We start from the raw sequence: 11,866 nt of genomic DNA on the forward strand, positions 1-11,866 counted from the left end.
CATGACTGACCTCCAGACACCTCCGGCGCAGGAGAAGTCCTACAGCCAGGGCCAGCTCGTCCGGATGCGGTTCTTCCGCCACCGGGGCGCGATCGTCGCCATGGTCGTGCTGGCCGTCATCGTCCTCGTCGCCTTCACGTCCATCGGGATCGGCCCGATCCCGGGGTGGTGGGACAAGGTCCCCGAGGCTCCGTACGAGAAGATCGGCACGGGCGCCCCCACGTGGGAGCACCCGTTCGGCCAGGACACCATCGGCAAGGACTACTTCGCCCTGGTGATGCTCGGCACCCAGAAGTCGCTCATCATCGCGTTCGGCGTCGGCGTCATCTCCACGCTCATCGGCACGGTGGTCGGCGCCGTGGCCGGCTACTTCCGCGGCTGGCTCGAGTCGCTGCTCATGCGCCTGACCGACCTGCTCCTGGTCATCCCGCTGCTGGTGCTCGCCGCCGTCCTCGGCAAGATGGCGAGCGCCTGGGGGATCTGGGGGCTGACCATCGTGCTCGGCATCGTGCTGTGGACGTCCCTGGCCCGGCTGGTGCGCGGGGAGATGCTCTCGCTGCGGGAGCGCGACTTCGTCGTCGCGGCCACGGCCGTCGGCACCGGCAGCGGCCGCATCATCTTCAAGCACATCCTGCCCAACGCCATCGGCACCATCATCGTCTCGGCGACGCTGACCATCTCCTCCGCGATCCTGCTCGAGACGTCGCTGAGCTACCTCGGCTACGGCGTGCAGGCACCCGACACCTCGCTGGGCCTGCTCATCTCCGACTACCAGACGGCGTTCACCACGCGCCCGTGGCTGTTCTGGTGGCCGGGTCTGATGATCCTCGCCATCGCCCTGACCGTGAACTTCATCGGCGACGGCCTGCGCGACGCCTTCGACCCCCGCCAGAACAGGACCAAGGCCTGATGACCACCCTCGACATCACCTCGTCGTCCGACGCCACCTCCACCGGCGCCGCCGTCCTGTCGTTCACCGACCTCGAGGTCACGTTCGGCACGGAGTTCGGTGACGTCCACGCCGTCAAGGGGGTCTCGCTCGAGGTCCGTCCCGGCGAGGTCGTCGCGCTCGTGGGCGAGTCCGGTTCCGGGAAGTCCGTCACGTCCACGACGGCGCTGGGGCTGCTCCCGGCCAACGCCCGGGTCTCCGGCACGGTCCGGGTCGGCGACAAGGTCGTCGGCGAGCTGGACCAGGCGGGCCTGCGCACGATGCGCGGCAACGACATCGCCATGGTGTTCCAGGAGCCGATGACGGCGCTCAACCCGGTGCTGACCATCGGCGACCAGCTCACCGAGGCGCTCCAGCTCCACGGGATCGCCTACGGCAAGCAGGCGATGGCCCGTGCGGCGGACCTGCTGCGGATGGTGGGCATCCCGGAACCGGAGCGACGGCTCAAGCAGTACCCGCACGAGCTCTCGGGCGGGCAGCGCCAGCGCGTCGTCATCGCGATGGCGATCTCCTGCGACCCCAAGGTCATCGTCGCCGACGAGCCGACCACGGCCCTCGACGTCACGGTGCAGGCGGACATCCTCGACCTGCTGCGATCGCTGAAGGACAAGCTGGACACCGGCATCCTGCTGATCACCCACAACATGGGCGTGGTGGCGGACATGGCCGACCGCGTCGCGGTGATGCTCCGGGGCGACCTCGTGGAGACGGGCACCGCCGAGCAGGTCCTGACGAACCCGCAGCACGAGTACACGAAGAAGCTCCTCGGTGCGGTGCCCCACCTGGGGGAGGGCGTCGGCCAGGCCGAGGTCGCCGCGGGGCAGGCGAGCGAGCCCGGTCGTGTGAAGCCGGCGCTGGCCCTCGACAACCTGGTCATCGAGTACCACCGTCTGGGCAAGCCTGCGTTCCGCGCCGTCGACGACGTCTCGTTCACCGTCGGTCCGGGCGAGATCGTCGGTCTGGTCGGCGAGTCGGGCTCGGGCAAGTCCACCATCGGCAAGTGCGCGCTGGGGCTTATCCCGGCGGTCTCGGGCGGTGTGCGGATCCTCGGCGAGGACTACGCCGCGCTCGGCAAGAAGCAGCTCAAGGCGCTGCGCCGCCGGATCGGCGTCGTGTTCCAGGACCCGGCCGCCTCGATCAACCCCCGGTTCCCGGTGGGCGAGGCGATCGCGGAGCCGCTCGCCGTGCACCAGGTGGGTGACGCCGCGTCCCGTCACGACCGGGTGCTCGAGCTGTTGGACGCCGTCGAGCTGCCGCGCTCGTTCTACAACCGCTACCCGCATGAGCTCTCCGGCGGGCAGCGTCAGCGCGTCTCCATCGCGCGGGCGCTCACCCTGGAGCCGGAGCTCCTGGTCGCGGACGAGCCGACGTCGGCGCTCGACGTCTCGGTGCAGGCCTCGGTGCTGGACCTGTTCACGTCGTTGCAGCAGCAGTTCGGGTTCGCCTGCCTGTTCGTGAGCCACGACCTGGCGGTCATCGACCTGCTGGCCCACAAGGTCGTCGTGCTGCAGGGCGGGCGCATCGTGGAGCAGGGGGACCGGGACGCGGTGCTGCGCAACCCGCGCGAGGACTACACGAGGCGGCTGCTGGCGGCTGCTCCGGTGCCGGACCCTGCCGAGCAGAAGCAGCGGCGCGAGGACCGCCACCGGCTCCTCGCCGAGCTCGGCGACGAGATCGTCGAGCTGCGCGTCGGCGGCTGAATGGGCTATCTGCGGCGTCGGGCCGGGGCTCACCTCGGCCTGCTGAGCCTGGTCGCCCTGCTCGTCGCCGTGGTCGCGGCGACGAGCGGGGTGATGCTGGGCGCCGTGGTCGCGTCGACCACGGACGCCGCACGCACGGCCCTGGCGGAGCCCGAGCCGGCGACCCTGACCGTGACGACGCGCGTCGCGCCGGACGCCGCCGCGCAGGACGCGCGCGTCCGTGACCTGGTCGACGAGGTCTTCGACGGCGCGCCGCTCGACGTGGCCCGGTCCGAGACCCCGGACGGCACCGACACCCCGTTCGCCACGTGGCGGGTCACGCCGGACCTCGAGGCGTTCACGTCGGGCCACGCCGCCGGCCTCGCCGCCGGTGGTGACGGACTGCGGACCGCCCTGCGGGAGGCCGACGGCGTGGCGGTGCGTGGCGTCGTCGTCGAGGGCGACCTCGGCGAACGGGCCGCGGTGGTGCACGCCGCCCAGCGGGACGCGGGCGCGGTCGCCGCGGTGCCCGTGGTCCTGCTCGCCCTGACCGCGGTGGTGGCGCTGACACAGGTCGCGCGGCTCCTCGCGGCGACCCGCGAGACCGAGGCGGAGATCCTCGTGGCCCGTGGCGCGGCGCCGCGGCAGCTCACGGCGGCGGGCCTCCTCGAGGCCGCCGTCGTCGGTGTGCTCGCGTCGGGCGCCGGCACGGCGCTCGCGGTGGGCGTGCTCGCGGTCCGTGGCGCGGCACCGACGGCGAGCGTCGCGTGGACGGGCGCCCTGACGGCGGTGGGTTCCGTCGTCGTCCTGACCGCCGTCGTCGCGCTGCAGGCGCGCGCCGTCGCCCGTCGCGAGGTCACCGACCGGTCGGGGCGCCTGCGGCAGGTCGCCGCGCTCGGCACCGTGGTCGCCGCCGTCGCGCTCGGTGCGGCCGGGTTGCTGCGCCTGCGAACCCTCGGCTCGCCGCTCGTCGTCGTGCCCGACGGCGCCCGCACCGACCCGCTCGCGGCCGCGGCCCCGGCGCTGGTCCTGGCGGCCCTGGGCGTGGTCGTCCTCGCGCTGCTCGGTCCGGGCGCGCGCCTGTGGTCGGCCCTGGCCGCACGGGGGCGGGGCACGACGGCGGTGCTCGCCGCCCGGCAGGTGGCGCGGCGCCTGCGGGTGGTGGTCGTGGGCGTGGTGCTGCTGGTGCTCGCCTCGGGTTCGGCCGTGCTGGCGGGCGCCTACGCCGGGACGTCGGAGCAGGCGCGCGCCGACGCGATCGCGCAGCGGGTCGGGACCGACGTGCGGGTGACCGTGCCGGCGCCCGGTCGGCTGAGTGCCGAGCGGCCACCGCCACGCGCCGACGAGCTGGCGGCCCTCGACGGCGTGGCCGCCGCGGCGCCGGCGCTGGTCGCCGACGCGACCGTCCAGGGTGCGACCGTCGGACTCACGGCCCTGGCGGCCGACCGGGTGTCGGCCGTGGTGCGCACCCCCGACGCCGCCCCGCTGTCCGCGATGCTGCGCGGCGACGACCCGTTCGCCACGGCCCCGTCGGTGCCGGACGACGCGACGGGCCTGGTCCTGGCGCTGGACGCGTCCGTGACGAGCGACGTCGACCTGCAGGCGCCTCAGGAGCTGCCCACTGACGTCCTCGAGGAGCTGGAGGAGGCGGCGGCCACGGAGACCATCGAGGTCGAGGTGTCGGCCTGGCTGGCCGCGGCCGACGGGTCCCTCACGGTCGTCGAGGCGGGCACCACCGAGCTGCCCGAGGGGTCGAGCACGGCGAGCCTGACGGCGGACCTCCCGGCAGGCGTGCCGCCCGGTGCTCGCCTGGTGGCGCTCGACGTCGGGTTCGACGGCGTGCCCTGGCCGCGCGAGACGGCCCTCGCCGTGTCGGTCGCGGCGACGGTGCCGGGCGGCGGCGCGTCCGCCGAGGTGCCGCTCGAGGTGTCGGCCGCCGCCTGGGCCCCGGCGGACATCGGGTCGGTCCGGTTCGAGACGCCGGCCGACGGCACGCTCGGGATCGACGCGGTGCTGGACTCGAACCACGCCTCGCGGCTGCGCCTCGTCGCCACGGACCCTGCTACCCCCGCCGCGACGCCGGTCCCCGCGGTGGTCAGCGAGGCGGCCGCCCAACGGTGGGACCTCGCGATGGGTGACACCGTCGAGGCCACGACGGCGGGCTCCACGGTCCCGCTGCGGGTGGTCGGTGTGACGGCGGCGGTGCCGGGCCAGACGCACCCCGAGGCAGCCCTGGTGGACCTCGCCACGCTCGACGCGTCGCTCCTGCGCGCCGCCGCGCAGCTCCCGCGGCCCGCCGAGGTCTGGCTGGCCGCGTCGGACCCCGACGACGCAGGCGCGGTGGAACGCCTCGCCGCCACGGCCCGGTCCGCGGCCGCGGCGTCGGCCGCGGAGCCGCAGGACGTGGAGGTCGTCACGGCTGGCGGCGGTGGCGTGGACGCCGCCGCGCCGGTGCGCCTCGCCTTCACGCTCGCCGCGGCAGGAGCGGCGGCGCTCGCCGTCGTCGGGCTGGCGGTCGTGGCGGTCGCCGGTCTGTCGGGCCGGCGGGACGAGGTCGTCGTGCTGCGCGCCGCGGGCCTGGGGCCACGCTCCCAGGCGGCCGGGCGCGCGCTCGAGGCGGCGGTGGTCGGCGTCGTCGCCCTGGGCGCCGGGATCCTGGCGGGGTGGTCCGTCGCCGCCGCGACGGTCCCCGGCCTGGTGGGAGCCACGCTCGGCAGCCTCGCCGTCGGCACCGCGCAGCCCGCGCTCGTCGTGGACGCGGGCACGGTGGTGGCCCTGACCGGCACCGCAGCCCTGGGGACGGCCGCCGTCGCCGCCGTCGTCGCGGTACGGGTCGCGGTGCAGGCGCGAGACACGACCTACCGCCCGGAGGTGCGATGAGCTTCCTGCTGCTGGTCCGCCGCCACCTGCGCACGGCTGCCGGACCGACCGTCGCGCTCGCCGTCGTCGCGCTGCTCGCGGCCGCGGTGACGTCGGCCGTGCCGCGCGCCGTCGCGAGCCTGCACGCGGAGCAGCTCGCGCACGCCACGGCCCAGGCCTCGGCGATCGCCCGGGACGTCATCGCCACGAGCCCCGGCGTCCCGGGGTACGGCGAGGGCTACGTGGCCTACGACGGTCCGGTCCTGGGCGGGGCGGGGGCCGCGCCGGTCGAACCTCCCCAGCCGGACCTGGCCGGCTACCGCGACGGTCTGCGGGACCTGGCCGCCGGCCAGCCGCAGCCGCTGGCGGGCGTCCTGGGTGAGCCGGACCTCATCACCTCCGGCGAGCGCGTCGACGTCGAGCGGGTCGAGGGCAACGACGTCGCCTCGCCGTGGATCATCCTGCGCGCGGGCCCCACGGCGCGCGACCAGGTGGAGCTCGTCGAGGGCAGGTGGCCCGAGCCGACCCCCGTGGTGTCCGACCGGCACGCGCTGCTGCCCGGCGCCGACGGCGTGGTGGACGTCGAGCCCGTGCCCGTCGAGGTCGCCATGTCGACGGCGAGCGCCGCGGAGCTCGGCTGGACCCTCGGCTCCGTGCACCCGACCGGCGACCCGCTGCTGCCGCCCGCCGAGCTCGTCGGCATCTGGGAGCCTCGGGACGCGGGCTCCGACTACTGGGTGCACGGCCCGCTCGCGGTGACGCCGGAGGTCGTCATCGACCCGAACATCGGCAAGATCGCCACGGCCGCCGTCTTCGCCGACCCGGGCACGCTGGGCGCCTGGGTCGCCAGCCCGACCACCCGGATCTGGTACCCGGTCGACACCGGCGCGGTCACGTCGGCGCAGGCCCTCACGCTCCTGGCCCAGCTCCGGGGCCTCACCGCCACGACGTCGACGCCGGTGGCGGGGGACGCCGTCGTGCTGGAACCGGACTCCGGGTTGGTCGACGTGCTCCAGCGGGTGCTGGGCCAGCGTCAGGGGGTGGACGCGATCGTCGCGGTGCTCGCCGTCGGCCCGCTCGGCGCCCTGGTGGCGGTGCTGGTGCTGGCGGCCCGGCTCGTCCTCGAGCGCCGCCGTGGCGCGTTGGCGCTGGTGCGGGCGCGTGGGGCGTCGAGCCTCTGGGTACGGGGGGTGGTGGCCGCCGAGGGCCTCGTCGCCGGCCTGCCCGCGGCCGTCGCGGGGGCGGCGCTCGGGCTGGCCGCCGTGCCGGGCGCGGTCACGCCGGGCCAGGTGCTCGCGGTGCTCGCCTGCGGGCTGGCCCCGGCGGTCGCGCTGGGTGCCGTCGCGTCCTCGCGCGGGCTGCGCGACCAGCGGGCGGACCTCGACGCGGTGCCCGCCCGACGGCGGCGCGGCCGGTTGCTCGCGGAGGGCGCCGTCGCGCTCGCGGCGGGCCTGACCACGTGGCTGGCGCTCGACCGGGGTGTCGTCACCGGCGCGGCCGGCACCGGGCCCGCCGTCGACCCGCTGATCGTCGCCGCACCGCTGCTGGTCAGCCTGACGGCGGCGCTGGTCGTGGTGCGGCTGGTGCCGCCCGCCGTGCGGGGGATCGAGCAGGTGCTGGCCCGCCGGGCCGACCTGGTGCCGTTCCTCGGTGCCGCCCGCGTGCGGCGCGACGCCGCCGGAGGGCTGGTGCCGGCCCTGGCCCTCGTGCTCGCGGTGGGTGTCGCCGCCTCCTCGACGGTGCTGGCCACCACGGTGCGCGACGGCGTCACCCGCCAGGCGTGGGGCACGGTCGGCGCCGACGTGCGGGTGGCCGGCCCGCTCATGGACGACGAGACGGTCTCGGCGCTCGCCGGCGTCACCGGGGTGGCGGCGGTCGCGCCGGTGCTCGACCTGGGCCGGGTCCAGGTCGGGACCGCGAGCGGGACGGCATCGGTCACCGTGTACGCGACCGATGCCGCGGCCCTCGCGGCCGTGCAGGCCGACGTGCCGGGCGCGCCGACCCGGTCGGCGGAGCTCGTGCAGCCGGCCGGCGACGCGCTGCCGGCGATCGTGGCCGGCGACCTCGCGGAAGGTCCGTCGCGGTGGCCGGGCGGGGCGGAGATCGAGGTGCTCGAGCAGGTCGACCGGCTCCCGGGCTTCCCGCCGGCGACCGCCGCGCTGCTCGTCGACGCCGTGGCCGTCGAGCGGCTCGACGTCGACCCGGGCTTCTCCCGCCTCGCTCTGCTGGGCCTCGACGACGGCGCCACGGCAGCCGACCGGGCCCGTGCGGAGCAGGAGATCTTGGCGGTCGAGCCGAACGCCGTCGTCGACGACCCGACGGACGGCGAGCAGGAGCTGCTCGCCTCGCCGTCGGCGGCAGGCCTGCAGGTCGCCTTCGTGCTCGCGGTGGCCCTGTCGGTCCTGCTGAGCGCCGCGGTCGTGCTGCTCGCCCTGGTGCTGGCGGCACCGGCACGGCGGCGCCTGCTGGCCGTGCTGCGCACGCTCGGGCTGCCCCGCGGGGCCGAACGGGGGATCGTGGCGTGGGAGACGGCGCCGTGGACGGCGGCCGGCCTGCTCGCCGGGGGAGCGCTGGGCTGGGCCGTGCCCGCGCTCGTGCTCGCCGTCGTCGACCTCACCCCGCTGACCGGCGGCGACAGCGCTCCGGCGCTCGCCGCCGACCCGCTCTGGCTCGGGGCGCTCGGCCTCGGGCTGCTCCTCGTCGTGGCGGCCGGGACCGCCGTCGCGGGGACGCTGGGGCGCCGGCACGACGTCGACCACCTGCGGGCCGGGACGGACTGAGGCGATGGAACCGGGAGGGACGGACGCATGAGCGAGATCCTGTGCAGCGGGCTGGTGCGCATCTTCGCCACCGACGGCGTGGAGGTGCAGGCCCTGCAAGGGCTGGACCTGCGCCTCGAGGCGGGAGAGCTGGTCGCCGTGGTGGGGGCCTCGGGCTCGGGGAAGTCCACGCTGCTGGGCATCCTGTCCGGGCTGGACACCCCGACCGGGGGATCGGCCGTCGTGGCGGGTACGGACCTGCTGACCATGTCGAGGCGGGAGCGGGTGCGCTACCAGCGCCACGCCGTCGGGTTCGTCTGGCAGCAGACGTCCCGCAACCTGCTGCCGTACCTGACGGCCGCGCAGAACGTGCGGCTCGTGCTGGACCTGGCCCGGTCGCCGCGGGGCGAGCGGGACGAGCGGGTGGCCGAGCTGCTCGACCTGCTGGGGGTGGCCGACCTCGCCGACCGGCTCCCGGCCGAGATGTCCGGCGGCCAGCAGCAGCGCGTGGCCATCGCGGTGGCGGTCGCCAACCGTCCCCGGGTGCTGCTCGCCGACGAGCCGACCGGTGAGCTGGACGAGGCCACGAGCGTGGAGGTGCTGGAGGCGCTGCGCGCCGTCAACGCGGCCACCGGGGTGACCACGCTCATCGTCACCCACGACCCCACCGTCTCCGAGCACGTGGCCCGCACCGTGCAGATCCGCGACGGCCGCACCGCCACCGAGGTGCTGCGCCGCACGGAGACCGACGACGAGGGCGTGGAGCGGCACGTCGCGCAGGAGTTCGCGGTGCTCGACCGGGTGGGGCGCCTGCAGCTGCCGACGGACTTCGTCGCGGCGCTGGACCTGCGCGACCGGGTGCGGCTCGCCCTGGAGCCGGACCACGTCCAGGTCCGGCCGGACGCTTCCGAGGAGGGGGACCGATGACGGCGGTACCGGGCACGACGACGGCGCTCGCGGCGACGGAGGTGACGCGCACCTTCGGCAGCGGGCCGGCCGCCGTGCACGCGCTGCGCGGGGTGAGCCTCACGGTGGGGCCGGGTGAGCTGCTGGTGGTCCGCGGCCCCTCCGGGTCGGGCAAGACGACGCTGCTGAACGTGCTCGGCGGGCTGGACGCGCCGTCGTCGGGCCAGGTGTGGCTGGGCACGCGCGAGCTGACGGCGATGCGTCCGGACGAGGTGCTCGCCGTGCGCCGGGACGAGATCGGCTACGTGTTCCAGGCGTTCGGGCTGCTGCCGGTGCTGTCCGCGGCGGAGAACGTGGAGGTACCGTTGCGGCTGCGGCGCACACCCCCGGCCGAGCGGGCGCGCCGGGTGGCCGAGGTCCTGGACCGGGTCGGCCTGTCGGAGCACGCCGCCCAGCGGCCCTACGAGCTCTCGGGCGGGCAGCAGCAACGGGTCGGGATCGCCCGGGCCCTGGTGGCGGCTCCGCGCGTGCTGCTCGCCGACGAGCCGACCGGTCAGCTCGACTCCGCCACGGCGCTGCGGGTGATGGACCTGCTGCGCGAGCTGGTGCACACCCAGCGGGTGGCGGCCGTGGTGACCACCCACGACCCGGAGCTGGTGGCGCGGGCCGACCGTGTGGTGGACCTGCACGACGGTCGGCTGATGTGACGTGCGTCCCGGTCGCGAACCGGACGAATGTCGCATCCGGCGCCTCGGAAAGCGCTTGCGCAGGCCCCCGGGTTTCGTCAGCGTTCCAATCGGGTCACGATCGAGGCACCCTGTCGCCGACGAGTGACCCGGGACACGATCGAGGGGTTAGGCTCCTTCCCGCATCGTGCCGTGAGCGCCCATCCGCGCCAGGGCACCACCGCGCCCGGACATCCATGCCGGGAGCGTGCACACCTACTCAGGAGGACACGTGACACCTCGACGACGTCTAGCAGGCATCGGCGCCTTCACCCTGGCCTCGGCACTGCTGCTCTCTGCGTGCGGAGACTCGGGCTCCGACGAAGGCGACTCGACCGCGGAGGGCGACGGCGCCAGCACCGGCATCGTCTCCGTCAACAGCGGTGAGCCCCAGAACCCCCTGACCCCCGGCATGACCAACGAGGTCTACGGCGGTCTCGTGGTGAAGAACATCTACTCCGGTCTGGTCTACTACGACGCCGACGGCGCCGCGCAGAACGAGATCGCCGAGTCGATCGAGACCGAGGACAACAAGTCCTGGACGATCACGATCCAGGACGGCTGGACCTTCTCCGACGGCACGCCGGTCACGGCCGCCAGCTTCGTGGACGCGTGGAAGTTCATCGCGAACCTGGACAACGCCCAGAACCAGCAGTACTTCTTCAACGGCTTCGCCGGCTTCTCGGACTCGGAGGCCTCCGACATCGAGGTCGAGGCCGTCGACGAGACCACGTTCACCGCGGAGCTCGCCGAGCCGTCGGCCGACTTCCCCCTCTGGTTGGGCTACACGGCGTTCTTCCCGATGCCCGAGGCCTTCTTCGAGGACCCGGACTCGTTCGGCGAGACGCCGATCGGCGCCGGCCCCTACGAGCTGGAGAGCTGGGAGCACGACAGCCTCATCACGCTCATCCCGCGTGAGGGCTACGAGGGTCCGCGCCAGCCCGCCAACGGCGGCATCGAGATGGTGGCGTACACCGAGGAGGACACGGCGTACAACGACATGCTCGACGGCAACCTCGACGTGCTGCCGAACGTGCCGTCGTCGGCGTTCGCGACCTTCGAGGAGCAGCTCGGCGAGCGGGCGGTCAACCAGCCGGCCGCGCTCATCCAGGTCGTCAACGTGCCCGAGTGGCTCCCCGAGTTCCAGGGTGAGGCCGGCGTGATGCGCCGCCAGGCGATCTCGATGGCGATCGACCGCGACACCATCACCGAGACGCTCTACAACGGCTCGCGCACCCCGGCGACCGACTTCACCTCGCCGGTCATCGACGGCTACTCGGAGGACATCCCCGGCTCGGAGGTGCTCGAGTACGACCCCGCGGGCGCCAAGGAGCTGTGGGACGAGGCCGAGAGCATGGAGTCCGTCGGCGACGACTACACGCTGAAGATCGCCTCTAACGCCGACTCCGACCACCAGGACTGGGTCGACGCGGTGTGCAACACCATCCGCCAGGACCTGGAGATCGGCTGCGAGTTCGCGCCGTACACCACGTTCGACGAGTTCCTCAACGCCCGCGACTCGGGCGAGGTCGAGGGCCTCTTCCGCGGTGGCTGGCAGGCCGACTGGCCGTCGATGAGCAACTTCCTGGGCCCGATCTACGGCTCGGGAGCCGGCTCGAACGACGCGCAGTACTCCTCCGAGGAGTTCGACGCCAAGCTGGCCGAGGCCGGCGCGGCCCCGGACACCGAGACGGCGACCGAGCTCTACAAGGAGGCCCAGGAGATCCTGTTCCAGGACCTGCCGGGCATCCCGCTGTGGTACCAGAACGCGACCGGTGGCTACGCCGACACGGTCGAGAACGTTCAGTTCGGCTGGGACAGCGACCCGATCCTGTACCAGATCACCAAGGAGTGACCCGCTGACCGGACGCCGTCCTCGCACCTGCGGGGGCGGCGTCCTGTCGCGAGAGTTTCCGAGTGGTCGGCGTCGTCCGGTACGGTCTGACGTCGACCACTCGACGTGCGGGGCCACGGACCGTCCACCGACGC

The 11,866-nt window shown here is 74.6% G+C and carries 7 protein-coding genes; all 7 read left to right on the plus strand.

Annotation, left to right across the window (positions count from 1 at the left end):
• Window position 1: 1 nt before the first annotated feature.
• The 7 genes from ACH5HR_RS08120 (at window position 2) to ACH5HR_RS08150 (ending at window position 11,732) form a co-directional block, all read left to right on the plus strand.
• Entirely contained in the window at window positions 2-910 is a 909-nt protein-coding gene (locus ACH5HR_RS08120; RefSeq protein WP_402375930.1) for an ABC transporter permease, read from the plus strand.
• Complete coding sequence (locus ACH5HR_RS08125) at window positions 910-2,649, plus strand: ABC transporter ATP-binding protein (protein WP_416477282.1); 1,740 nt, start codon at window positions 910-912, stop codon at window positions 2,647-2,649. Before ACH5HR_RS08120 ends, ACH5HR_RS08125 begins: the two co-directional genes overlap by 1 nt.
• The gene (locus tag ACH5HR_RS08130; RefSeq protein WP_416477284.1) at window positions 2,650-5,508 is read left to right on the plus strand and encodes an FtsX-like permease family protein; all 2,859 of its coding nucleotides are present in this window, start codon (window positions 2,650-2,652) and stop codon (window positions 5,506-5,508) included. It abuts the gene before it with no gap.
• Complete coding sequence (locus tag ACH5HR_RS08135) at window positions 5,505-8,267, plus strand: FtsX-like permease family protein (RefSeq protein WP_416477286.1); 2,763 nt, start codon at window positions 5,505-5,507, stop codon at window positions 8,265-8,267. Before ACH5HR_RS08130 ends, ACH5HR_RS08135 begins: the two co-directional genes overlap by 4 nt.
• 27 nt (window positions 8,268-8,294) lie before the next feature.
• A complete protein-coding gene (locus ACH5HR_RS08140) occupies window positions 8,295-9,173 on the plus strand; it encodes an ABC transporter ATP-binding protein (RefSeq protein WP_402375936.1) in 879 nt (292 codons plus the stop codon).
• Window positions 9,170-9,859 carry an ABC transporter ATP-binding protein gene (locus ACH5HR_RS08145; protein ID WP_402375938.1) on the plus strand — a complete coding sequence of 230 codons (690 nt, stop codon included), beginning with the start codon at window positions 9,170-9,172 and terminating at the stop codon, window positions 9,857-9,859. Before ACH5HR_RS08140 ends, ACH5HR_RS08145 begins: the two co-directional genes overlap by 4 nt.
• Window positions 9,860-10,109: 250 nt before the next feature.
• Window positions 10,110-11,732, plus strand: a complete 1,623-nt coding sequence (locus tag ACH5HR_RS08150; protein WP_416477287.1) for a peptide ABC transporter substrate-binding protein — start codon at window positions 10,110-10,112, stop codon at window positions 11,730-11,732.
• The last annotated feature ends 134 nt before the right edge of the window (window positions 11,733-11,866 follow it).

Source organism: Isoptericola maris (genome assembly GCF_048065335.1).
GTDB classification, from domain to species: Bacteria; Actinomycetota; Actinomycetes; order Actinomycetales; family Cellulomonadaceae; genus Isoptericola; species Isoptericola rhizosphaerae.